The sequence below is a fragment of the Mesorhizobium sp. B2-4-19 genome, from assembly GCF_006441315.1.
Taxonomy (GTDB): Bacteria; Pseudomonadota; Alphaproteobacteria; order Rhizobiales; family Rhizobiaceae; genus Mesorhizobium.
The window spans coordinates 1-24,196 of record NZ_VFUV01000032.1 but is presented as its reverse complement, the minus strand read 5'-3'; the positions used below and the strand labels follow the sequence as shown (position 1 = coordinate 24,196).

The following is a 24,196-nucleotide window of genomic DNA, read 5'->3' as shown; positions in this document are numbered from 1 at the left end:
GGGCTCGGCGATGCCCTTGCTGGTGCTCGGCCCCTCGCTCGTGGCGAGTTTCGTCTACGTCTTCGTGTTCACCGGCTGGACGCTCTACATCTCGCTCTCGAACTCCTCGCTGCTCCCGACCTACGGCTTCGTCGGTCTGGACAACTATGCGTCACTCTGGGCGAACCGGCGCTGGAACATCGCTTACAACAACCTCTTTCTCTTCAGCGGCTTCTATATCGTCGGCTCGATGGCGGTGGGACTGCTACTGGCGATCCTAATCGACCAGCGCGTGCGCGGAGAAGCGGTCTGGCGCACGATCTTCCTCTATCCGCTGGCCGTCTCCTTCATCGTCACCGGCACGGTCTGGAGTTGGCTCTACAACCCGACCGACGGTATCCAGGCGATGGTGCGCGGATTGGGCTGGACAAATTTCAGTTTCGCGCTCGCCAGCGACCGACACTATGCGATCTATGCGGTGATCATCACCGGTGTCTGGCAGTCCTCGGGCTTTGCCATGGCGCTCTTCCTGGCCGGTCTGCGCTCGGTGGATTCGGACCTCATCAAGGCCGCGCAGATCGACGGCGCATCGACCTTCCGCATCTATCGCAAAGTGCTTTTGCCAACGATTGCGCCAATCTTCCTGGCGGTCGCCGTCATCCAGATCCAATTCGCCATCAAGACCTTCGACCTCGTGGCGGCCCTCACGAAAGGGGGCCCGGGGATCTCGACCACGTTCCCTGCCATTTACGTCTATGACCTGATGTTCCAACGCGGCCAGATCGGCGAAGGCGCCGCGGCGGCCATCATGATGCTTGCCGCCCTTGCCGTGGTGCTGGTGCCGTATTCCTTCTGGGTGGTTTGGCGCCGGCGCAAGGAAGCCGGCCATGGCTGACGTGGACCAGATGCAGGATCATCACGCTGCCACAGTTGCGGCGCGCAGGCATTTCCTCACCCGCTTCGTCATCTATGGGCTGCTGGTTGTCTTCGCGGCGATCTACCTGGTGCCGTTGCTGGTCGTGGTGCTGAATTCATTCCGCGATCAGCAAGAGATCGCGCGCAACGGGTTGATCTCGCTGCCACGCAGCTTCCGCCTCGAAGCCTGGGGCCAGGCCTGGAGCACATATTGCATCGGCGGCACCTGCGAGGGCATGCAGCGCAACTTCTACAACTCTCTGAAAATGACGATCCCGGCGACAATCATCTCGACGGTGGTCGGCGCGATGAACGGTTACATCTTGTCGAAATGGCGCTTCAAGGGTTCGGAAGCGCTGTTCACCTGCATGCTGCTCGGCGTCTTCATTCCGGGCCAGATTTCGTTGATGCCCTGGGCGTTCATCCTCGGCAATCTGGGCCTCAGCAATTCCACCTACGGGCTCATCGTCATCCACGTCATCCAGGGCATTTCGTTCACCACGCTGTTCTGCCGCAACTACTACGTCAGCATCCCCGACGATCTGATCAAGGCGGCACGCATCGACGGCGCAGGCTTCTGGCGCATCTTCCGCAAGATCATTCTCCCGCTCTCCTCACCGATCCTGATCGTCACGGTGATCTGGCAGTTCACCGGCATCTGGAACGAATATCTGTTCGGTGTCGTCTTCACCTCCGGGCAGCAACAGCCGATCACGGCCGCACTCGTCGCGCTGACGGCAAGCGGCACGAATGTACGCGCCTACGATGTCATGAGCGCCGCCGTGCTGATCGGCGCGCTGCCGCCGCTGCTGATCTATCTCTTCGGCGGCAAGTATTTCGTCCGCGGCCTGACCCAGGGCGCGATCAAGTGAGGCGCGATCAAGTGAGCGTAGCCTATCTGATGTCGCCGATCGCCTTGACCGCCAAGAAAGGCATCGCATGTCGACATTGACCATCCGATCCCTGCGCAAGAACTACGGCTCGGTCGAGGTGCTGAAGGGCATCGACCTCGAGGCGCAGAACGGTGAGTTCATCGCTTTGGTCGGACCGTCCGGCTGCGGCAAGTCCACCTTGCTCGCGATGATCGCCGGGCTGGAAACCGTAACCTCCGGCGAGATCCGCATCGACGGCCGGCTGGTCAATTCGGTTGCGCCGAAGGACCGCGACATCGCCATGGTGTTCCAGTCTTACGCGCTTTACCCGACGATGACGGTGCGCGAGAACATCACCTTCGGCATGGAAAGCCGCCGCGTACCGAAGCAGCAGCAGGACGAGGCCGTCAAGCGGGTTGCAGCGTTCCTGCAGATCGAACCGCTGCTTGGGCGCAAGCCCGGACAGCTTTCGGGCGGCCAGCGCCAGCGCGTCGCGATGGGCCGAGCGCTGGTGCGTGATCCGAAACTGTTCCTGTTCGACGAGCCGCTGTCCAATCTCGACGCCAAGCTGCGCGTCGACATGCGAACCGAAATCAAGAAGCTGCATCACCGCGTCGGCAAGACGACGGTTTACGTCACGCATGATCAGGTCGAGGCGATGACGCTGGCCTCGCGCATCGCCGTGATGCATCAGGGCTCGGTCCAGCAATTCGATGAGCCGGCCACGATCTACAACCGTCCGGCCAACATGTTCGTCGCGGGCTTCATGGGTTCGCCGGCGATGAATTTTTTGCCGGCCGAACTGAGCGAGGGAGGCGGCCGCCCGACTGTTGTCTTGCCGACCGCCGACGGCAAGACGGCCAGCCTGCCGATCGTCCAGGCGCTGCCGTCCGATACGCCGCGGCAGCTCTTGCTCGGCATCCGGCCGGAGCACATCTACCGGTTTGATCCCGATCTTGCCCGTCGCAAGCCAAGCATCGCGGAAATCGATGCCGTGGTCGAACTGGTCGAGCCGACGGGTGCGGAGACGATGGCCGTTCTGCGCCTGGGCGGCAAGGAGATCACCGGTCGTTTCGACCCCGACGGCACGCCTCGGATGGGGGAGATGGTGACGCTCGGCATCGACATGGCGCGTGCGTGCTTGTTCGACCCGACGACCCAACGCCTGATCTGAAGAGAGTTCCGCTTTTGTCCTTTGCCACCTATCCGAGCCTGGCCGACCGTGTCGTGCTGATTACCGGCGGCGCGTCTGGCATCGGCGCCGACACGGTTCGCGCCTTCGCCGCCAATGGCGCACGCGTCGCGTTTCTCGATCTGCAGCAGGAGGCCGGCGAAGAGCTCGCGCGGGAACTCGCCGCCTCGGCAGCGCACCCGCCACTATTCATGCGCTGCGACGTGACCGATATTGCCGCCCTCCAGGCTGCAATCGGCACGGTGCGCGACCGCGTCGGATCTGTCGCGGTCCTGGTCAACAACGCCGCCGACGATAATCGCCACCCGGTCGCCGACGTGACGCAGGAGTACTGGGACCACGCCCAGGACGTGAACCTCAGGCACCACTTCTTTGCCGCCCAGGCCGTGCATCCGCACATGAAGGAGTTGGGCTTTGGTTCGATCGTCAATTTTTCCTCGATCGCCTGGCGTTTCGGCGCGGCGGATATGGCGCCCTATGCGACGGCCAAGGCTGCGGTAGTCGGGTTGACATTCGCGTTGGCGCGGGCGTTTGGCCCCGACAACATCCGCGTCAACGCCATTGAGCCGGGCGCCGTCATCACCGACCGGCAACGGCAGCTTTGGTACAAGACGCAGGGCTCGGTCGACCAGATCGTGCAGCGCCAGATGATCAGCCGGGTTCTGCTGGGCGAGGAGATCGCGCGTACGGTGCTGTTCCTCGCCGCCGACGACAGCCGCATGATCACCAAGCAGTCGATCACCGTGGATGCCGGCCTGCGATGACCGCTAAACCCGAACCCAAGGATCGCCCCATGCTCCAGGTCGGCCTGAACCCCTACGGTCTGACCTATCATCTCGGCCTGCAGGCCCGCGGCACGCCACGCGCCAATCCCAAGCCGGCAGGGCTGGAGGGTTTCATCGCGCTTGCGACCGAGCTCGGTGCCAGGGTGCTGGAGATCTGGGTGCCATGGCTGACGGAGCTTTCCGACGATGCGGTCATCGCGCTGCGCGAAAGGCTCTTAGGCCTTGGCATCACACCGATCGTCAGCGGCGGCCTTCTGGTCGGCGAACCGCTCGACGCGGCATTCCGGGTCGCACGCCTGCTACGGGCCAAAATCATCCGGACGGCACTGACGCCGGTTCTGTGTGGCGACCGCAACGCAGCCGGCGAGAAATGGAGCGATTTCGCCGGCATCATTCGCGCGAGATTGCAGGAATGGGGTCCGCGCGCGATTGCCGAAGGCCATGTCCTGGCGATTGAAAATCACCAGGACTTCACCAGCCAGGAACTCGCCGATTTCTGCGCACTCGGCGGCGAAGGCGTCGGCGTCACCTTCGACACCGGCAACACATTCCCGGTCGGCGAAGCGCCGCTCAATTTTACGCGGCGGATCGCACCTTATGTCCGCCACGTCCACCTCAAGGACTACCGCGTGCAGTTCACGACCGAAGGCTACAGGCTGATCCGCTGTGCCATCGGCGATGGCGCAGTGCCGTTTGCCGAGCTGTTCGCAGTTCTTGCCGAACACCACGATCGCATGACCGCCGTTCTCGAACCGGGCGCATTGGAGGCGCGGCATGTCCGCTTTCTCAGCGACGACTGGTGGCACGGCTATCCGCCGAAGACGGCGCGCGAATTTGCCGCCTGCCTGCGGGCCGCGCAGCGCAATCGGCTACCCGATGATGCCGACTACCGCACCCCTTGGGAGCGCGAAGACGACGGTTCCCTCGTTTCCTATGAGCTCGACATGATCCGGCGCAGCGCCGCCAACATGCGCAACCTTGGTTTGATGAAAGTGGAGAATATCTGATGACGGCACGTGAACTCGATGGATTGACCGCCTTCGTAACCGGCTCCGGCCGTGGCCTCGGTCGCGTGATGGCCGAGCGCCTGGCGGAACTCGGCGCCAATGTCGCGATCCATGACATGGACGAAACGGCGCCGGCCAAATACGGCGAGTTCGCCAATCTCGCAGAGGTGGCCGAGCGCCTGAAGCGTCATGGCACGAAGGTCACGTCGGTGACCGGCAATATTGGCGATCAGAAGGCGGTGGCCGAGATGAAGCGCAAAATCGAGGCCAATCTCGGTGACGTGCATGTGCTGGTCAATTGCGCCGGCGGCGACATCGGCGCCAAGGGCGGCAAGCCGAACCCGAACAACGCCCTCGACATCGAACTGGACGACATCCGTGTGCTCACCGAAAACAATCTGATCGGCACGATGCTGGTCTGCCAGGCCTTCGTGCCGCCCATGAAGCAGCGCGGCGGCGGCTCCGTCATCAACATCGCGTCGGCGGCAGCACATCTCGGCGTCTCACCCGAGGTCGTCTACTCGACGTTGAAGGCCGCGGTCGTGCATTACACGCGCTGCCTCGCCAAGGAGCTGATCGACGACGGCGTGCGCATCAATGCGGTCAGCCCCGGCGCCACCAAGACGGCCCGGTTCCAGGCGACCCGAGTGGTCGATCCAACGCGCATGGATTCGAGCAAGAAATCGCTAAACCGCTATGCGGAGCCGGAGGAGATCGCCGAGGCGGTGGCCTTTCTCGCCGGTCCGCGCGCGCGCTTCATCAACGGCCAGGTCATCCGCGTCGATGGTGGTTTCACCATCTTTCCAGGTTGAATGGTCGCCGTTTGGCGATGTCCGCTTTTTGGCGATGGGACGCGACCGCATGAATGACTGATATGCGGCGCAGAGCGTCGACCTCCTAGCGGCTCGTAGCTCAAACCGAATGCGTGGTTATTCGCCAAATCGAAGATTTGCGATCTGTAATTGCCCGTCCACGCAAATACGTTTCCACGAGCGTCCGTGAGATCGGCTGCGACATGGAAACCAGCCGCCGTGCTGCTTCGGCAGAACCTGCCGAGGCTGGGGTTGCCTGCGTCCTGCGATCGGACGAATCGGGAGTCGGCTCAGGCACGGACAAAAAGCTGCGTGATTGGTCAGCGACGTTCTTAAGATCGACCAAGCCAAGCGATTTCCGAATGACAGTTCGGTGAAGATCGCCGGGCAGTCTTCCCACCATGGCTCGAAGCCCGGCGGGAAGCCGAAACGCAGGTTGAGCAGGGGACGGACGTCGCTATCGGCGACGTTGTAGGCATGAAGTAGAATCTGACGCGCGCGCCGAACCGGAGATGACGGATCGCTTGCCCACGGAACCGCCCCGCCGTCCTCGTTGCCTCAAAGCTCGTGAAACTGTCTGACGGTGGCGGGCTCCAGCGTCGTCAGGTTGGGGACGGATCAACTGGCGCGGCGCAACCTCCGAATGCCGCCATTGATGCCCTGAATACTACTGGTTACATCCTCTCCACAACAAAAGAGGCCAGGGAATATTCCCGACCCTCTCGCTCTTTGTGTGCTGAAGATCAGTTGTACATGTTGACGTTGAAGGTAAATGTGCATGACGCATAATCGGTCGTAATGGTACCAGGCGAACAGGTTGGACTGGAGCCAGTGCCTTCGCTTTTGATGAAGGTCGCCTTGAAAGATCCTGGCTCGCATCCGGGACCTGGCCAAGTGCTCGACGGCCCGTATGCACTCACCGACACTTGGCACGATTTGTAAACACCAGCCGTAGAGTCATAATAACGATAGCGGGCAATCACGCTTCGAATGCAATCGATCGAAGCGGCCGTGTTCTTCACCTGACCAGTATTGATCGTCGGAAAAGTACAACCTCCAGAGGGCGTGCATGAATTTTTCGACAGATTTATTGTTTTTCCTGTGCCGTTATACCAATTGACCGTGGTCGTGTCGGCAGCAAGCGCCGCCGTGGTGGAGACATCGCCAAACACGTCAAGACCATTGGGCCCACAAAGCGAATCATCTCACCTTCCTCTTGTTGTCATGAGAGCTAAGAAAATCATCTCAGAAAGCAGAAGAGGTGTTCTCCGCCCTACCAGGTCACGTAGTAATCCAGGCCATTGATCGACCCCACGCCTTGACGAACACCCGCCGCGGCCTGAGCGTCATAGAAGCTCCGGTTGATCGTGTCCCAGCCGGCACCACCAATCAGGCTGCCATCGTTGTACAGATCGTACTGAATCGTCTCGTAGCCGAGGCCCTTGACGTCGCTGGCCCTTTGTATCTTCACGCTGCCACTGGCGAGCGCTTCATTGAAACCGTCGAGGGCGGTCCAGGCGTCCTTTACGTAGGACATCACGGTCCTCTGGAACTCTACATCGCTGACCACCGGTTTCTGCACCCGTGTAGCACTATCAGCTCCAAGTGACCGCAGGCGCTCTGCATGTTCGGCCGGCAGGGCCGAAAGCTGTGAACCCCGCAGCAACTGCCCGATCTTCAGGATCGCGTCGGATACAGCGGGCGACAGCCGCGTGCTTGTCTTCGGATCGATACTCGATGTACCTATCGGCTGCATGACTTGGCCCACATCGGCACGGGACTTGATCAGACTAAGTGTGGCAAGCGCAGTCGCCGCACTCGCGTTGACGGACACCATTTTTTGGCTCTCCAGACATTTTGCCGCCCGTCATAGGCATTCGATGTCAACGCGCGACGACTTCATGCGTCACAAGCTTATGTTTCGCCTACAGTTAATTAGAAACTATTAACATCCAGTGCCGATAGACAGATTCGACTTGTGATGCAACCAAAATGATTTGGCAAAAAAGAGTGTCGTAAAAACAACTGATATTAAAGTTTAGGTGGCGAAAATATTATGTGCTTCTAACTTTACCCATTGAGGAGTATGTGAGTGCTGCCCGGGCTGGATGTTTCGGAGGAGTATCGATCCAGCCGCGCGAGAACAGCCGTGCTATAGCAGGGATCCCTTTCGATAGCGGCGGCGCTCACTGGCCCATCCGGCTCCGGCAAGACGACGCTGATGAACCTGATCGGCCTACTGGATCGGCCGACCACCGGCGAGATCAAAATCGATGCCGGTACGGTCCAGCACCTGACATCGGACGAGCTCGCTACTAAGCGCAATCAAGGTGATTGGATTTGTCTTTCAGTCCCTTTCATCTGCTGCAGCATCTGTCGGCACTCGACAATGTAGCCTTGCCGCTACTTATCGCCGGATCTCGTTGGGCGAGCGCCGCAAGCAAGCTGCGTCGGTGTTGCAACTCGTCGGTCTGACGAAACAAACGTCACATCGGCCCGATGAGCTTTCGGGCGGCCAATGTCAACGGGTCGCGATTGCGGGGGCCCTAGTTGCTTGCGTCCTGCGATCGGACAAATCGGGAGTCGGCTCAGGCACGGACAAAAAGCTGCGTGATTGGTCAGCGACGTTGTTAAGATCGACCAAGCCAAGCGATTTCCGAATGACATCGAGCAGATCGCCATGCTCGCCGGTGGCGACGTCGGTCCATTTCCCGGCTGAGCCTTTGGGCGACCGCTCGGGCTACCCTCGCCAGCTTTCCTGGCGCGCTTCTTTTCATTGTCCGGACAAAGCGATCAGCAAAGACGACAGCGGCAGCCGTCCCTCAGGTGGAGGTCGCCACTTATGGCATAAGTAGATGGTACCGTTGGCTGGGATCGAACCACTTATCAATAGATTGATTTTATTGTATCTTTTCTTACTACTGATCTCGATTTGTATCACAATAGGTGACACAATGTGTAGCACATTCTCGGCCACTTCACGGACATCGTTTATGAGGCGAAAGCTCTCAAAGGTCGGTGATGATCAAGTTATCAATCTTGGCCGGCCCACCCAGGGCAAGTGCCACGGCAGCGAGCCGACCTACGGCGACAACCTCTATCCACGCCCGTATTGCGTCGATCAGTGCGATTGCGCCAGTTGACGCGCAAGCGCCCGCGCTTTCCGCGCTCGGCACCAGCTTTTTCGATCGTCGCGAAGCGTTTGCCTCCTGCTGGTTCCGTGCAGTTTCCGGAGACAAGGGGTGGCGGTTTGCTGCTGATCAGACGATGCGCAACAACTCGCGCAGGCGAACCGGTAATCTGGCCGAGGCCTGTAGCTCGGCGCAGCTCGTCTCCCATTGCCGCAGATATTCACCAATGACCAGGCCGCTACGGCCGGGCCAGCGGTTGAGTGCGCCCAGTGCCTCGACGCAGTCCGGCGCGCGGTCGTATTCGGCGAGGATGGTCACCGACATCGCCTGGGCGAAAGGATTGAGGCCCGGTATTTCGATTTCGCTGCGATTGTCCGCGAACCACGCCGCGGCGTCGCCCGTAAGCCCTTGGCCGTCGGCCAGCTTGGTATAGCCTCGGATGATGTTCTGGCGATAGCCGGCAATGGCATCGCCGAAGGCGTTGTCGCCGGCGAAAGGCGGGTTCTGCTTCCAGTCCTTCGCCAGGCGCCCCAGCCCCCGCAGCGAGAAGGCTTCAACCATCGCCTCCTCGAGCCACTGGCAGGGTGGTGCCGGCTTGGCATCCGCCTGCCAGCTGTTGGCTGCGACATGGCCGAGCTCGTGCCCGAACTGGTAGGCAAGCTTCGACCAGTCGCGCTCGCCAATATCCACAATGATCCACGCCATGGTGCTGCCGTCCGGATGCAGCCAGACGGACGGTGGGCCTGACGTATGCTCGTCGACGCGAAGCCGCGTCGGCTGGCGATCGGAGACCAGGCGGACGCCATCCAGACAGGCGTGCCGCATGCGCTCGACGACTTGCTCGGCTGCGCGCGGCAGCATGTGGCCCCAATCGCCGGCGAGCTCGATCGGGGCGGAGAGGAGGGAGGTGGCGGTAGGATGAGGCGATGTGGTGGCCGCGCCGCTCGTGCCCCAACCGCCTGACTGAGTCAGCGTCGCAGGGGCTAGGCTTCCGGCTGCTGAGCCCGCAAACAGCGTAACGAAATCCCGTCGCCGCATTTCTATTCCTGATGTCCGATCCATCATAATAAGGAGTATCATGTTGCTTCGCATAGGCAAACGTTCTTGGAAAATCACAGAGGGAACGCGCACTTCGACCTCAGGGTTCCACACTGTTTGACTAGTTAAGCCGATAACACGAGGTGTCACCCTTGGGCAGAGCTGAGCTACTCTTAAGGGTCGACTCGGAAGCGGCGCAATTCGGGAGAAGAGGTAGTAAGAAGTCCGCCAAATTAACCGCGCCGATGGGCGGCAGATAGCGGGCGGATGGTGCAGTTCCATTCAGGATGGAACGTATGTTGAGTGTCTTCATCTCGGCTCCGGACGTGAGCCTTTTTGATAGGTCGCGGTATCGACGTGCGGGGCGGATAGTGATGGACGTGGAGCACTCGGCCCGTCTCGTCGGCGAGCTTTTGCTACTCGACCTTCTACAGCCGGACACCCGTTCCATTCGAGCCGCCATCGCGATCGTCAGCTCGCGGGCTTTCGGATAGCGTCGCGCACGATCGCGTCAAGCCAGGGGCGGAGATCTGCGAGACTGCCTCCAGACCGCCCCATCCTTGCCCACGCCCATCGAGCTCCGAGCCGGCCAATTCCCACTTTTGCCGAATCCCGCTCGCAATCCGAATTATGTGTTGTGACGGGTCTCTTAGTTTCGCCAGCTGTCGCGGCGCCTACCGCACTTGAAGCCCTACCAATCTGTTGAAGGTGGGAACTGCCGCACTTGCTCGGTGAGTCCCCACTCGGAACAGATTACCGACAGCTTCCATTTGCTCGCAACATCCAATTGCGCAATGCGTTCCTGCCGCACAGTAAACCACGCATCTAATTCCACGACGTCGCCATCGAAGTGGTCGACGGGCGAAATTTTTCGCAGAACTAATCCGAATCCGTCGAGCAACATTACAAGATCGTGAAAAAGTCGCTGCTTCTCGTAAATCGGATATAGGTGTGCTTCCAACTGCAAGCCCAAGCACCCGCTGAGAAGATCCCCAAATCCTTTGATAATCTCAAATTCCGTTCCTTGCGTGTCTATTTTGATAACATCAGGCGGCGGGACCTCGCCGGCTAGAAATAATTCGAAATAAGTTTTCACCTCAACATTAATATTCGACATTATATCAAACGCCGGTCTCACCGAATATCGATCGAGGAACGTTCGGTTAGGCAAACGCATCGACGAGCAACCACTACTTTTGGTCAAATACAAGGTCGATATACCGGGGGCTTCGCCGAGAGCACTCTGAATTACCACAACGTCCGCAAACCTGTTCGAGCTTGTCCCAAGTTCAACTGCCTTTGCTGGGTTTGGTTCGAACATCACCGCAACAATGCGATCTTCAACTTTTGACCATGACTGCTGAAGGCCACCGGCCGCTCCGATATCCGCTACCACGAGGTGTTTGCCGAGATCTAGATCGCGCCCCGACCGACTAGTCCAAGGCCTTCCGCTGTCGGCGGTTCTCACTCCGGGTCTTGCAGGCACAGATGCTGGAACTAACGCGTCGATCATGTTGAGGAATCTGTCTGGAACAATCGCAAAACCACCTTTGAAACTTTGATACGTGTTGGCACGATCTATTCTTAATCTGGATAAATCATCGGAAAAATCGAAGTCTCCTACGAGAGACGCATTAATTTCTTCAAGAGAATACGGAAACATTCTCTTTATAAATTCATCTTCTCTCAGTCTAAATTGCGCACCATGGCCCCTTCCCAACGAGCTCTCTGACCATTGAATGGATCGGGTCTTTCGCAAATTTTCGAGCGCCAGGTTTCGATCCATAGCTTTAAGGTGAAAAAGGAACAGGTTTCTGTTTACCAACTGAGGATATTGACAACTGTGAAATCCCGGATCCCATGTCAGTGGAATCCTAGAGATTAGAGGTTTACAATAATCTGCGGCAAATCGAACGTACCGCCTTTGAGACAATATTGGGCGGCTTAGGTTGATATCCGGCTCCACATTCTGCAGATGCTGCACCTCGACTCCAAGGGCAGTGACAAACTGGTCACACTGCCGCCCCACGAAATCGACGAGTCCGGCAAACAGCGCTGGATCCGGAATCAATATCTCATCAACGTCCGAGAATATGACCGCGTCGTAGTAGCAGAGCAAACTCGCTTGAAATCTGCTTACAAATGCCGATCTTTGGTACTCATCAAATTTATCTCGAGGGACACGAACGGTATTTGCACGTCCTAGGTTATTTGTACTCCCATCGTCCGAGCCGTGGTCTAGAACGAATAGGTTTTCTTCACCGACGGCCCGCCCGTAGTGCCGTCGCCAGATTGGCAGGAACACTCTCTCGTTGTATACCATGGTAACCGCGGCGATCTTTAGCTGCTTTGCCACGTCAGCTTCGCGAAGCGTGAATCTTTCCCACGCGCCGCATTCCGTGCGCGAAAGAGTGATCCGCCCATCAGATTCTGCACTGAGAAAGGCGCCTAGCGCCTTGAGTGCAATCTGACCTCCGTCAAGACGCACCACTTCAAGAACGGTTGAAGTTGGGGCAGTTCCCGCTCCCAACGGCCCTACAATAGACCAGGAATGGTTGGTTGAGCAGGCTATTGGGTGAAGCGTCGTCAATACGACGTGCATGATTTGGGCACGCGGTCCGTCAAATACGAGTCTCGCATTCGGCGGACTGATTGCGGGGGAGCCGTGCCGCAACTCACCTGTCGTCGGATCAACATTCAGAACGGTTCCGTGCGTCGTGAACACACGCATCGGCGATCCTGGTTGTTCAGTCGGCACACCCATCCTCCGTTATCTAGCAGTTCAGTCGGCCCTCTTCCTGCTTCAAATTGGTCCTTCTCGGAATCGAGTTTTAGCACTGGAAGTGGCCATAGACTTCGACTTCCGATAAGTGCAGATACTCCCTTCGTGGAATCGAAATCCGCACGAAGCGGATCAGGACCGGTTCCTCGGCGCTCCACAGCAATGGGCGGCCGCTGCTGCACCCGCCAAAGACCTGCCCGGGCCCGGTGCGGAAAAGCAACGTCCATTGCTCTCCATCTGTTGATCCCTCCACAATCAGTGGCGAGGCTCGTCGCTGCATCCACTCTGGAATATTGTCGCGATTGAATATCCTAATAGCTAACACTTGAGCTAGCTGTTCAAGGTCAACCATCCACCACGGATTTTCGGTATTGTTAGTGTGAAATCCCAGCGCTTTCGCCGGATTTCCGTTTACGGCATTCCCCGCGTCTTCCTCCACTGTGCGGCCATTGGACCATTGACTCACGGAACTTTGAGTGGCTCGCTTGTTGAGCGCGAGATTGGGCAGCGACAGGTCTATGCGCGGTTGCGCCTCAAGCTCGCGAACCGGCTGGTAGCCCCGCAGTCTACCAACTTCGAGATAGTGGTGCAGCGGATCCTCGAACCACCCTTCGCTTATCTCCATTGCGGCGTCGATGTATCGGTGGGCGTACCAGACGGAGTCGAAGGTGATGGCAGACCCCTGCGCGGTCCTCGTCGGCAAGCCGTTGTCGTAATTCTCCCTCGGCACACGCAGGAAAGGAGCGGCGGTCTTCAGCAGCGCGACCTGATTGCGCGATATTTCTTTCCATCTCCCCGATATCCGTTGGTGATATTCCAGGCTCTGTTGCTCAGGCAATCCATAGTTCAACGGAAACAGAAAGTATCGATAGCGAATGTCGTCAACCGGCAGCAGATCGATCTCGCGATGGTGCGCTGGATTGTAGAAACCACTGAGTGGAAGAAAGATCGTCTGCGCTCGGGACAGCCACGCCGCTAACCAGGAGAACGTGCTGACCGCAACGACAATGTTCTTCGCGGAACGAAGCAAATCGAAGTCCGCCCTAGCCCCTTGGCTGTCGTGGAAGACCGCTTTTGGGAAGCGAGACTTAAGTTCTCGCACGTACTCTGAATCGCCGAGCTGCCCTACAAACACCGGATTTAGCCCGGTCGAGGCAACCACATCCTCATAAAACTCTATTGGAACGAGCGGATAGTGGGGTACACCCTGTAGAATCTCAGCGGTACGAACATTAATCAGCAAGTCACTTTCGCCGATTTTCCGCGACGGGGGACTGTAAGGGAAAAGCGGTTGATAGACGTGCGGCGGCTCAAGGAACTCCATCCTTTGCAGATGGTCGGCCATCATTATGCGGACCGACTCGCTCCGGTTCGCAAGAACGCAAATCTCATTAATGTGAGGCCGGAAAGCGTCCCAGGTCCATAGATCTATATTATCAAAAAAGTGTTCATTCTGCGTATCGTCAGGAATTTCTAGATCCCACTCCGGAATCGAAACGTTAACAATGCTACAATTCGCAACCCGCTTAGATATTGTTAGAGCACCCATATACTGTATCATTCTATTTGCTAAATTACCTCGATGCCGCATAACAATTACTCGCCTGCGCGTAAAGTAATTATCCTGCATCAGGTGCGTCATCGAGGATGCCCTTTGTGTGAATATTATATTCGCCTTGCAAAAAGATTTATCCAATCATCGATCACAAACTCCCAATCCAATTTCTTAACGGAGTTTTGAATTTCGTGACAATACTCTTTATATGCGCCAGGATGATTTTTGTAGTAAGTTAATCTCTCTATCGCAAATTCCTTGAAGGCCTCGTCATCTAAAGGCGCCGTAAGTCCCGCCCCAAGTGCGGCCTGGCGCGGAAATTCGCCGACAGGCGTACTGATAACCAGCCGACCGGCCGCGGCAGCCTCCAGAGCCGGCAAGCCGAAACCTTCTTTTATCGACGTCACGAGGACCGCTTGCACGCTTCCGTAGTAGTGCGGCATAGCCAAGTAATGAAACTGACCCGCTGGAGAGAAGACGAGGCCTGCGGCTTCCGTAGCCTCTTTGGCAAGGTGGCCGCGCTTCAAATCGATGCCCTGATGGTCCGCGCGATGCATGCTGCCACCATAGCCGACGACCCTCAGTTCGTCGGCTATAGGTCGAAAGAACCTTCGATAATTAACTCCCAATTTGACAACTTTCGGAATTCGCTTAATTCCCATCGCGATCGAAAGATCGCGGAGGAATTCACTGACCACGGCGTACTCTGCAAACCTTTCCATTTCTTCGGGCGGACGCGCGGTTATCGCGTGATGTAGGTCGTAGTCGCCATGCGCTACGACGACTATTTTATTATGCGGAATACCGTAATTGTCTGTGAGTGGCCAAGTTTCGCCTGGTATACCGTAGAAATAATCGTAGTATTCCTTCATCATCTCCATATCAGAATGGGGATATGTCTTGCTCCAGTCAAGCATATCGCTGACAATACCTCGTTGATGAAGGTATCTGGTCAGTTCCGAGTGTACCGAACCAAAAGCCCAGCCCATTCCGAGAAATTGCAATATTCGCATGAAGTATCCCACGAACAGAGTATTTTTACTTTAGCATTGGCTTAACAGGTAGCGGTCCTTTGCTCCTATCTCTGTTGCTCTCACCTGATTACGCCAAACTCAACGGCGGGTTTCGAACGCCATATCGAAGCCGCTACTCGGCTGCACTCCCCCGCACTACATTCTTCAACTCACAGAAGTGTTGCAGGTTATTTTGCAACCTTTTGTTCTCCGGGTCCAAGTTCAGCGCCCTTTGGCCCCATTCCACGGCGCGGTCCATGACATTGAGGCGCCAGGCCGCGATGGCGCCAAGGTCGTACAGCCGAAACCCCCAGCAGTTCGCGTCGTCAAGGTAACTACCGGTGCGGTAGGTCTTCTCGATCCCATTGGTGCTGGCCCAGAACAGATTCAACCAGTCGCCCTTGTCATGGAACTCCTCAGCCAGGTCGAGCCAGGTTTCACGCCGGTGCGGGGCCTCGATTCGGGCTTTGTCCAGCAAGGACAGCCGCTGCTCTGGCCGCATGCGCGCGATATAACGCATCGCCTCGGATCGTTCTTCCGCCCACTTGCTTGTCGGCAATTCAAGGTAACGCTCAAGCAGCGGAACGGCCCGTTCGTGTTGGTTGGCCCACATCAAGTCCCGTCCGAGCCAAAAGCAGATCTGGGCGTCGTTCGGGTCTTCCTTGTGCGCTACCTCCATCAGCGGCAGGTAGCTGCTCCTTGTTGGCTTGGTGAGGTCCTGCACTTCGAACATGACAATGTCGCTGCTGTTCGTGGTGACCTCCCGATCGCCGGTGAAGGACAAGGCCTCATGCACTGGCCGCTTGAAACGATATCCCCAGCGATGGTGAAAATTCTTCGCCGGCCAGCTTCGCAGCGGCATCGGGTCATCGACACTCGATCTGTAGACCGTCTGGCAATAAAGGGCTGTCGTCTCGGACGTCCAGGCCGCCTCGAGCTTCGGCCGCCAGCCGGGCTCGAGAAATCGATCCATGTCCATTGTGCAGCAGACATCGACGTCAGCAGGAATAAGTGCCATGGCGGCGTTGCGGGCATCGTCGAAACGCCATGGGCGGACCGCTATCCGGTGCACGGTAACGCCGGCAGCGGTCAACCGCGCCACCGTGTCATCGGTACTGCCGGTGTCAGCGACAATGCGATAATCGGCGTCGACGGCCGAGTTGGCCCAGCGCTCCACGTTTGCGGCCTCGTTCAACGCAATGGTGTAGACGGCGACTTTCACCAGAAACCTTCCATAGGATCTACGCGCGAAAGGAGTACGTTCGGTAGACAAAACGTATCGGCCTAGCGATGTATGGATTGGTATCGATCATGGTAAGAATTGACTTCATCTCTTCATAAGGATCAACACCTAGCGAACGAAGATACGAGTAAAATGCACCCGTCTCGTGATTGCTTACTTGGGTATGCCGCATCAGAAATTCGTCGACGATGCCCGCTGTCCATCGGTCCGCGAGGTGATGACCCCAATATAGATCGAGTCCCCATCCTGAGATCGATAGGTCAAAGGAATGGAGCATCTCCTGCAGGAACGCGCGCCTGAAGAACGGGGCCATGACCTCGACCCAATTGGTGGTCCGCAGCTTGAGTCCGGGATGCTCGCGCGTCAGCCCCATCGCGTCGATGCAATCCGGGGTCAAGGCGGGTTGAGCGAGATCAAGCGAATATTCTTCGCAAATGGCAAAAAACGCATCAGGATTGAAAAGAATTTCTATATCGTCATCAAGGAATAGAACTCCCTCATAGATATTATGAAGGCCTGTAGCCTCGAAGAATCGTTTAGCGCCATGCATTTTTGATCGGCCGCCCGCAAAAACAATTTCGGCCCTATTTCGAAGAATATCGTCCGGGTGTGGCGTGGCGTAGTAATTTATCGCGAGGTCGTACTGGCGCTCCCCTTGCGGAATCTCGGAAAAAAAGGAAGAGCGGCGCTTCGATCCGGCGCGTATCAGGACCAGATATCGCCTCGAGTCGCTCGGGACCGACAACAGCTGAATATCGTTCGAATTCTCAAACATTGAACCGACGGTTCTCGCTCCGATTGTTACCGAGTATCCCCAGTTCCCGCGCACTTGCGTATGGCTACGAGACCACCCATCAGCTTGGCGCGATTCAACTCGTAGTGGCTGTCGAAGAACAGGATTTCGGCGAACTGACCGGCAAGCGCGCTCACCCCCAGCGGATCGACCGAACGCGCGCTGCCCTGCTCGTGGATCTCACGCAGCAGGGTCTTGGTCAGCGTGATCTTGCTCGCGTCTTCACCGGGCGGCTGCCAGTCGAGGTCTTCGATGAAGTACCAGCCACTCGGTTTAAGCAGGGAAAAGAATTCGCGAAGCGTAAGCTGTTCCCCAAAAGATGCGTGGCTGCCGTCGTCGATGATCACGTCAAGTGACTCAGGCTCGAGTTTCGCGGCGATTTTGCGCAGGTCCTCCGGCCTAGACTGATCGCCGACAAACGACCTGAACCTATCATTGTTCAGATGGGAAAGATCGTTGAGGTCGACGCTGACCACTTGGCTGAACGGAAAGTAGTTTTGCCAAAGGCCCACCGACGCTGGTGTGGCCCGATCGTCGATCGCCGCATCGCGGTGCTGTACGATCTCCATAATACGCTGCACCGCAAGCCGGCGGCTCGACAGCAACCGATCATAGACGCGAGCATAGCTGTGCCGGTTGCCTGTGTGTCGATTCTTGTCGGTCGGGAATTGGTCGGCAAGCTTCGTTAGCGAGGAAAATCCGGCGAGGGGGTCAATCAGCGACGAGATCAGCGGCGCCCCTTCGCCGCCCAGCCGGGCCTCGTTGCGCGCCGTCCATAGGTGGATGCCGAACACCCGCTCATCGTTCAGATAGTCGGCCAAGTCCCCAATCGGCTTCTCGAACCGGTCGATCTCATTCCAATCGATGGTGTTGAAGAACATTGGGCTGAACACCCATTCTCGCAATTCGGCTCCCGCGTTGGAGGCAATGTAGTCGGACAGAAGCTTGGGGCCGATGTCGCCGAACTCCTTGCCGCTGGCGTCATGGAAGCGCCAGATCGACAACTCATACAGGGCCCTGAGATGACTGCTGTAGGGTCTGGCATAGATGACGTTGCCGCAAACAAAATGGCCCTTGTGCGATCCGCGCCATTGCAGATTGAAGAAATGATCGCCGCGGAACGGGAAGGCTCGCAGAAGGATGACATCGGAATCCATCCATAGCCCACCATGCTCGTAAAGCAGGGCGTAGCGAAAGATATCGCTGAAATACCTGATCTCAGAGCCGGCGACGATCCGCTCGAACAAAGCTCGCGGCATGACGTCGTCGGCATTGCGGACTTCGATGCCGCGCGCGACGAGGAATTCGAGCTTCTCCGGTGCGTAGCTCCACACGCGCACGGGATGGCCCGCTGCCCGCATCGATGTCGTGGCCGCGATCAAGGTACGATGCTCGGCCTTGTCGGACATCACCTGGTAGAAGCAGTTGATCTGCGGAAGTGCTGTGTCGTCGCTGCCAAGAAAGCGCGACATCCGCGCATCGAACTGGCGCGATCCTTCCCGCCGCTGCAGCGGAGAATCGACCTCGCGCAGAAATGGCGCGAGTTCATGAAAGATTACGTCTGTCGACTTCATGCCGCCGGCGCCGAGGTCTTTGCCTTCCGACGACGCTTGGCTTGTGTGGCCCATGGCTCCATCGTCAGCGCGGTCAGGCTTGATCGCTGCTTGCGGTTGCGGAGCGCCATGCCCTGAGACCAGCGTCAGCCTGGACGCTGTACCGGCCGCGCCCGATGGCAGGCTGTCCACATCCTCCAGCAGCGACCTCACCTCCGCCTCGTCGACGGTCGCGATCCAGGACTCGCTGTCGGTGACGCTGTAGGAAATCAGCAGACGCCTATCGTCAGGGTGCCACGCCAGCCCGGCAGCGAATTCGACGCCCTTTTTGTCGAAGAAGAACGGACGGCTTACTTTTCGCAAGGTGTTGGCTTCATCGAACCAGACGAACCGATGCAGGTAGTAACGCCGCTTCTCGGCGGCCCGCCACTGGACTTCATGAATCAATGCGAGCCACCCGCCGGCAAATGCGATCAGCTGCGTTCCACCCCTGAAACTCTTGGCGGCAATTGCGGGAGGAGTCTCGCTGAGGGTCGAGCCCCGCTCGTCGACGATCCGGGTGGGATCGCAGAGGTAGATGAATTGCAACGCCCCTGCCCCTCCCCCCACCGTGCCTGGCTTGACTTGCGGCATCCAGTTCTTCTCGTGCAGCCGCGGCCCCGCCGGGCGGAGTACGCGCCAGTCGGTCAGCCGGCAGGAAGCGCCCTCGTCAACGCGCGCGACGACCTGCTCGCACCAGCCCTCCTCCGTCAGTTCGCGCACGCACGAGACGCCCCACAGCGCATCGCGCCAAGCGAACAGGCGCATGTCCTCAAATCCGAGGACACGGTCGTTAGCGGGTTCCGGCATATCGATCGGTGGCAAAACCTCGCTTGCGGACCTGATGGCGAGTTCATCACTCAATCGGAGAAGGAAATTGCGCGTGTGAACCGGAACTCCACCCGGCGTGGCGTATTGCAAGTTGTCTTCGGCCAGCGTGTAATTCACCGTTCGCTGCAAGAGCACGATCTGGTCGCCCAATCGAGCCACTGACGGGTTTGACGACCGATAGCCATCGGGCGCCATGAAGCCGACCGGACGCGCGCTGAAGGACGGCATCATTGTCTTGGCGGGCTGCACATAGAAGAACAGGTTGGACCACGCCAGCTCCCTCGGGCCATCGTCGATCGTCCGGTTCAGCGCTAGCCAGTTGCATGCCGCGAAACCACGGTCCTTGCGCACGGGATCGCGCGCGTAGTTTGCCGCTATCGCAAACTCTTCCACCAGGCCTGTCGTGTAGATGTAGTCCTCGATAAACAGGATGTCCTGTTCCGGCCGCTTGATCGCCAGCCCCGCTTCCGAAAACAGGGCGCTGGCGTGATTCATCCCTTTGTCGCGGTAGAACCGGGCCAGGTCATAGAGCGGCTCGGCTCGTTGCGGCCGTTGATTGAAGGCGGCAAGCGCCTGCTCAATGAAGCCGGGCTCGTCGCCGAGTTTGCGCAGGCAGCGAGCCCCCTGCAGGCGGGCGTTCCACGCCTCCTCGTCCCAGCCACCCATGGCGGCGCGTTTGGCGTAGGCCACCGCGGCCTCCGCGGTCCGGCCGGCATCGCGATAGGATTGCGCCAGGTAGAACCAATAGCGCTGATTTTCCGGATCCTTGTCGAGGGCCTCCAGCAGAAGCTTCGCATCACGTTCGAATTTGTCGACGCGGTTCGATCCGCTGGCGTGGTCCTTGTACCAGGCACCGCGCAGCTCCTGCACGCCCTCGGGCACGTCGAGATATTCGTGGGTCACACCGTGATAGCGCGCGCCGGCGTCGCGCCTGACCAGCCGCGTGTTCCAATAGGCCAAGCCGGAATCCGACCGCTGCAGCAGCCGGTAGCCCGCACTGTCGAGCCGCGATCGGAAGCCCGCGTCCTCGACCATCAGCTCCATGTCGGCGTCGTCAAACAGCAGATAGTCGTATGCGAGTGGCGAGGCATAGGCGTGATCGAGCGCTGCATTGCGCGCCTGCTCGAAATTGTGGAATGGGAATTCGTGCAGTTCGCCGGGCAGGCTGCGGGCCGCGAAGAACGATTTGATGAAATCCTGGGTCCCGTCGGTCGAGCCGGTATCGCCGATGACCCAGCAGTCTATGTGGTCGACAACCGCACCGAGACAGCGTTGAAGGTTCGCCATCTCGTTCTTGACGATCATGTTGAGGCAGAGCCGCTTGCCGTTTGTCATTCGTGATCCATCGGCCCTCAATGTGACTGTCGGCGATAGGGACGGTTCGCGTGTCGCCGCGCCTTGCCGGGTCCGTTTCGATGCGGATTCGCCGAGCCTCGATCGCTCATCAGGCCTTCCCCCCGCTGTCGCTGTCCACTTGCCAGTCCGGCTGCGCAACAGCTGATATTTCCAAAGATCCGGTCATTCCTTCTCACGGATCCTACAGGTCGTCCTCCGGAAACCGCGCTTAACCTTATCCATCGTGGTTAGCAGCCAGCCGGCAGCAACCGCGACCGTGAAAGGATCCTGCTTGAACTGCAACCGCCGGCATTCACCGCTCCGTCCGGTCTGACCGGTAGGTTCTGTATTTCGCCGCCATTTGCAGGCTGCCGTCAAGGTCGAGGCACCCGCATCCGCTGACGCATTGCCAATCCGTCTGGCTGCGCCATCGTCGATGGATTTGCATGGAAGATGGAGACCTTCAATTGCTGCCTGAAGCAGGCAGGATTGCAAGTAATCCTATTAAACATCTGATTTTCATAACGATTCTCTAATCCAGCGTCGATGCTATTGCTAAAGCGGCACTACCTGCTTCCAGCTAATTTAGTAGTTGCTTAATTTATAGTTTACAATTTGCTAATTTTCGAATTTACTAAACCGCGGTGTTGAGGGGCGCCCGCGGATTGGACGGCCGCATGCCCGAATTTCTGCGAAAGTCTCTCTTGGAGTCGAAAGTCTCTCTTGGAGTTGAGTTAGAGGGTCTGGGTAATCAGGGCCGTTTCGCAGATTGTAAGGTGCGCCCTCAGGGCGCGCCAATGCTGTGTCGTGTCCATGCCCTCCCCTTTTGGAGGCGGACGGCCTCCCATTCCTTCGAGAGTTGTCGCCGAGACGTCAGCGTCACGGTAACGGGAGTGGGTTGTGAATCACGTAGTATCGCGTGCGTATCGCAAGAACCGTGCAGGCCCCAGACTGGACGGGGTCCATAGAACACTGCGGCTGGGCGTCGTCAGAATCGATCGGCCGAATGGGCCGACCGGCGCGCCTCGGCCCGCGCCTCCGAACTCTTCCTCATCCACCCCTCGATATCCGATCTCGGCGCGATCTCCCGAAACCGGAGGCAAGAGGCCAGTCGATCACGCTCGGTTCCGAGCGTCCGGCCGCGCGGCCGGGCGCTCGGAACGAATTTCATTGATGCACTGTCGCACGCACTTCGAACACCAGATGCGCTGACCCAGTCGGGCAGCGGGCATTTTGGCGCCAAATGGCAATTGACGGCGCGGCACAGTGGCCGCGAACCAAAGGAGGATAAGATGAGCTACATACCAGGCTTTGCGGTCATGGAAGTTGCCGTGAGGGGCATCTTGCCCATCGGCGACACGACCGAGAATGTGCCTTATTTTATCCTGGACACGGCCAAGAACGCCGTCGTCGGTCAGGTCATTCTTCCCAAGGCCGTCAAGCGAAGCCTCGCCGTCGCTCTTACCGTCAAGGTTCCCGCCGCAGCCGGCGCATTTGCGATCGGGGCCTTCGACGAAAGCGGGAATTTCCAGGCCGCCAGCTTCCTGCGGGTAGAGACCCCCGCCGTGGAACGTCTTGATGGCGCCGTCGGTCTATCCGGAAGATGACCGTCCAATCTCCTTGTCGTTGTCGCGACCGCACGCCGGCCTAGCCGTCGGGCGGTTTTCCCCAGGATTGAGTTCAAAGCCAACAGGAGCCAGTCATGGCCCGTGCCTCTGAAATTCTCTTTGTCGATCCTTCAGTCTCCGATCTCAACACGGTTCTCGCCAATCTGAGGGCCGAAGTCCAAGCAATAGTGCTGGACGGCCGTCGACCGGCGGCACAGCAAATCGCCGCCGCGTTGTCAGCGCACGAAGGGCTCGAAGCGGTGCACGTCGTGGCGCATGGGGCGGCTGGCCGGGTTAGCTTCACCGCGGGAGAATGGTCGGGCGACACATTGAGGGAAGAGGCTGAGGATCTTGCCGCGATCGGCAGAGCGCTTGGAACGGACGGCGAACTGCGGCTGTGGAGCTGCGAGACGGCTCTAGGGAATGCTGGCGAGGCCTTCGTAGCGGCACTGGAAGCGGCCGTCGGCGCGGACGTCCGCGCATCCAGGTCGCTGGTTGGCGCAGCCGCCCTGGGCGGCGCCTGGGAACTTTCCTCAAGCGCGAGCGCTCCCACGCCCTTGCCGCCACTCACCATCGATGGGCTGGAAAAGTACGTCGCGGTGCTTGCCTCGGGAGACCTGACAGTTACCGGCGAGATAACCGCCACCGGCGGCAGTAAATCCATAAATACCTATTATCTTGTTGATACAACAATTAACCCGGATACTGTTGTCGGGACTTTTTCTCTTCCGTCTGCACAAAATGGATTGGTTTTCAATTTTAATTCAACGATAACCATTCCAAATACACTTGATACATATGTCATATATAACGCAAATTTTGGTCTTGTAGGTACGCTTGAACCAGTAATTCCGGCGGATTACCCCGTCCATCCAGTTTCTTCTTATACTTTTACAACCGGCCCTGCCAACGGAACTGGCGGCACCAGCAATGGCGGTAATGAGTTCGATGGTGGAACCCTGGGTCTTGCAAGTAGCGGTAGCGTAGGCCCGACGGGGCCCACGGGTGCGACGGGAGCTACTGGCGCGACCGGGGCAACAGGCGCCACGGGCGCTTCAGGTGGCACCGGTCCAACCGGAGCTACGGGTGCGACAGGTGCAACGGGCGCTTCTGGCGGGACCGGAGCAACCGGGTCTACTGGAGCAACGGGCGCGACAGGTGCCACTGGTGCCACTGGTTCGACTGGTGCGACTGGCTCTACCGGCGCAACAGGCGCGACGGGTTCAACTGGCGCGACTGGCTCTACTGGCGCGACGGGTTCAACTGGCGCGACTGGCTCTACTGGCGCAACGGGCGATACCGGTTCAACCGGAGCATCGGGCGCGACTGGCTCTACCGGCGCGGCTGGCGACACCGGAGCCACGGGCTCTACCGGCGCAACTGGCAATACGGGCGCGACTGGAGCCACAGGTGCGACGGGTTCTACCGGATCAACCGGTAATACCGGTGCCACTGGCTCGACGGGAGCAACCGGTGATACCGGCGCCACTGGTTCGACGGGTGCAACTGGCTCGACTGGCGCAACCGGAGCCACAGGTGCAACTGGCTCGACCGGCTCGACCGGCTCGACCGGAGCAACTGGTGCGACCGGCGCCACTGGTGCCACCGGCTCGACCGGAGCAATTGGTGATACAGGTTCGACGGGTGCCACGGGTGATACCGGGGCAACCGGCTCGACCGGTGCCACGGGATCGACCGGAGCGACAGGCTCTAC

At 58.6% G+C, this 24,196-nt stretch carries 17 protein-coding genes and 1 pseudogene; 8 read left to right on the top strand and 10 right to left on the bottom strand.

Annotated features, from left to right (window positions below):
• Positions 1-10: 10 nt before the first annotated feature.
• The 6 genes from FJ546_RS30430 to FJ546_RS30405 all read left to right on the top strand — a co-directional run bounded on the left by FJ546_RS30430 (position 11) and on the right by FJ546_RS30405 (position 5,562).
• Positions 11-874: a sugar ABC transporter permease gene (locus tag FJ546_RS30430; protein ID WP_140892935.1), complete on the top strand. Its 864-nt coding sequence runs from the start codon at positions 11-13 to the stop codon at positions 872-874.
• Positions 867-1,766, top strand: coding sequence for a carbohydrate ABC transporter permease (locus FJ546_RS30425; RefSeq protein WP_140892933.1), 900 nt, complete (start codon positions 867-869; stop codon positions 1,764-1,766). Before FJ546_RS30430 ends, FJ546_RS30425 begins: the two co-directional genes overlap by 8 nt.
• Positions 1,767-1,833: 67 nt before the next feature.
• On the top strand, positions 1,834-2,940 hold the full coding sequence (ugpC, locus tag FJ546_RS30420) for a sn-glycerol-3-phosphate ABC transporter ATP-binding protein UgpC (protein WP_140892932.1): 1,107 nt from the start codon (positions 1,834-1,836) through the stop codon (positions 2,938-2,940).
• A 14-nt stretch (positions 2,941-2,954) separates the two neighbouring features.
• Positions 2,955-3,722 carry an SDR family oxidoreductase gene (locus FJ546_RS30415; protein ID WP_140892930.1) on the top strand — a complete coding sequence of 256 codons (768 nt, stop codon included), beginning with the start codon at positions 2,955-2,957 and terminating at the stop codon, positions 3,720-3,722.
• 29 nt (positions 3,723-3,751) lie between these two features.
• The gene (locus FJ546_RS30410) at positions 3,752-4,750 is read left to right on the top strand and encodes a sugar phosphate isomerase/epimerase (RefSeq protein WP_140892929.1); all 999 of its coding nucleotides are present in this window, start codon (positions 3,752-3,754) and stop codon (positions 4,748-4,750) included.
• Positions 4,750-5,562 carry an SDR family oxidoreductase gene (locus tag FJ546_RS30405; protein WP_140892927.1) on the top strand — a complete coding sequence of 271 codons (813 nt, stop codon included), beginning with the start codon at positions 4,750-4,752 and terminating at the stop codon, positions 5,560-5,562. Before FJ546_RS30410 ends, FJ546_RS30405 begins: the two co-directional genes overlap by 1 nt.
• 743 nt (positions 5,563-6,305) lie before the next feature.
• Here the strand turns inward: FJ546_RS30405 and FJ546_RS30395 are convergent.
• The 10 genes and pseudogenes from FJ546_RS30395 to FJ546_RS30350 form a co-directional block, all read right to left on the bottom strand.
• Complete coding sequence (locus FJ546_RS30395) at positions 6,306-6,734, bottom strand: hypothetical protein (protein ID WP_140892925.1); 429 nt, start codon at positions 6,732-6,734, stop codon at positions 6,306-6,308.
• A 101-nt stretch (positions 6,735-6,835) separates the two neighbouring features.
• Positions 6,836-7,399, bottom strand: a complete 564-nt coding sequence (locus tag FJ546_RS30390; RefSeq protein ID WP_140892924.1) for a hypothetical protein — start codon at positions 7,397-7,399, stop codon at positions 6,836-6,838.
• Positions 7,400-8,131: 732 nt separating this feature from the next.
• Positions 8,132-8,299: pseudogene (locus tag FJ546_RS31845) on the bottom strand (DNA primase); the annotation flags it as partial.
• Positions 8,300-8,822: 523 nt separating this feature from the next.
• On the bottom strand, positions 8,823-9,731 hold the full coding sequence (locus FJ546_RS30380; protein WP_140892922.1) for a hypothetical protein: 909 nt from the start codon (positions 9,729-9,731) through the stop codon (positions 8,823-8,825).
• 691 nt (positions 9,732-10,422) lie between these two features.
• On the bottom strand, positions 10,423-12,462 hold the full coding sequence (locus FJ546_RS30375) for an FkbM family methyltransferase (protein ID WP_181168155.1): 2,040 nt from the start codon (positions 12,460-12,462) through the stop codon (positions 10,423-10,425).
• A 100-nt stretch (positions 12,463-12,562) separates the two neighbouring features.
• The gene (locus tag FJ546_RS30370) at positions 12,563-13,858 is read right to left on the bottom strand and encodes a discoidin domain-containing protein (protein WP_181168154.1); all 1,296 of its coding nucleotides are present in this window, start codon (positions 13,856-13,858) and stop codon (positions 12,563-12,565) included.
• A 320-nt stretch (positions 13,859-14,178) separates the two neighbouring features.
• On the bottom strand, positions 14,179-15,081 hold the full coding sequence (locus FJ546_RS30365; protein WP_140892917.1) for a glycosyltransferase: 903 nt from the start codon (positions 15,079-15,081) through the stop codon (positions 14,179-14,181).
• Positions 15,082-15,214: 133 nt separating this feature from the next.
• Complete coding sequence (locus tag FJ546_RS30360) at positions 15,215-16,303, bottom strand: glycosyltransferase (RefSeq protein WP_181168153.1); 1,089 nt, start codon at positions 16,301-16,303, stop codon at positions 15,215-15,217.
• 19 nt (positions 16,304-16,322) lie between these two features.
• Complete coding sequence (locus tag FJ546_RS30355; protein ID WP_140892914.1) at positions 16,323-17,099, bottom strand: DUF707 domain-containing protein; 777 nt, start codon at positions 17,097-17,099, stop codon at positions 16,323-16,325.
• A gap of 26 nt (positions 17,100-17,125) precedes the next feature.
• On the bottom strand, positions 17,126-20,875 hold the full coding sequence (locus tag FJ546_RS30350; protein WP_140892913.1) for a glycosyltransferase: 3,750 nt from the start codon (positions 20,873-20,875) through the stop codon (positions 17,126-17,128).
• Between the two features lie 1,319 nt (positions 20,876-22,194).
• Between FJ546_RS30350 and FJ546_RS30345 the strand changes: the two genes are divergently transcribed.
• Positions 22,195-22,482 (top strand): hypothetical protein, encoded by a 288-nt coding sequence (locus FJ546_RS30345; RefSeq protein WP_140892912.1) that lies wholly within the window; start codon positions 22,195-22,197, stop codon positions 22,480-22,482.
• A gap of 95 nt (positions 22,483-22,577) precedes the next feature.
• Positions 22,578-24,196, top strand: a 1,619-nt coding sequence (locus tag FJ546_RS30340; RefSeq protein ID WP_140892910.1) for a DUF4347 domain-containing protein, incomplete at its 3' end; no start/stop codon positions are given.

Excerpts from the sequence above, each read along its gene's own strand:
- FJ546_RS30430 (WP_140892935.1), top strand. The coding sequence starts at position 11 with ATGCCCTTGCTGGTGCTCGGCCCCTCGCTCGTGGCGAGTTTCGTCTAC.
- FJ546_RS30425 (WP_140892933.1), top strand. The coding sequence starts at position 867 with ATGGCTGACGTGGACCAGATGCAGGATCATCACGCTGCCACAGTTGCG.
- ugpC (WP_140892932.1), top strand. The coding sequence starts at position 1,834 with ATGTCGACATTGACCATCCGATCCCTGCGCAAGAACTACGGCTCGGTC.
- FJ546_RS30410 (WP_140892929.1), top strand. The coding sequence starts at position 3,752 with ATGCTCCAGGTCGGCCTGAACCCCTACGGTCTGACCTATCATCTCGGC.
- FJ546_RS30405 (WP_140892927.1), top strand. The coding sequence starts at position 4,750 with ATGACGGCACGTGAACTCGATGGATTGACCGCCTTCGTAACCGGCTCC.
- FJ546_RS30390 (WP_140892924.1), bottom strand. The coding sequence starts at position 7,399 with ATGGTGTCCGTCAACGCGAGTGCGGCGACTGCGCTTGCCACACTTAGT.
- FJ546_RS30380 (WP_140892922.1), bottom strand. The coding sequence starts at position 9,731 with ATGCGGCGACGGGATTTCGTTACGCTGTTTGCGGGCTCAGCAGCCGGA.
- FJ546_RS30375 (WP_181168155.1), bottom strand. The coding sequence starts at position 12,462 with ATGCGTGTGTTCACGACGCACGGAACCGTTCTGAATGTTGATCCGACG.
- FJ546_RS30370 (WP_181168154.1), bottom strand. The coding sequence starts at position 13,858 with ATGGCCGACCATCTGCAAAGGATGGAGTTCCTTGAGCCGCCGCACGTC.
- FJ546_RS30365 (WP_140892917.1), bottom strand. The coding sequence starts at position 15,081 with ATGCGAATATTGCAATTTCTCGGAATGGGCTGGGCTTTTGGTTCGGTA.
- FJ546_RS30355 (WP_140892914.1), bottom strand. The coding sequence starts at position 17,099 with ATGTTTGAGAATTCGAACGATATTCAGCTGTTGTCGGTCCCGAGCGAC.
- FJ546_RS30350 (WP_140892913.1), bottom strand. The coding sequence starts at position 20,875 with ATGACAAACGGCAAGCGGCTCTGCCTCAACATGATCGTCAAGAACGAG.
- FJ546_RS30345 (WP_140892912.1), top strand. The coding sequence starts at position 22,195 with ATGGAAGTTGCCGTGAGGGGCATCTTGCCCATCGGCGACACGACCGAG.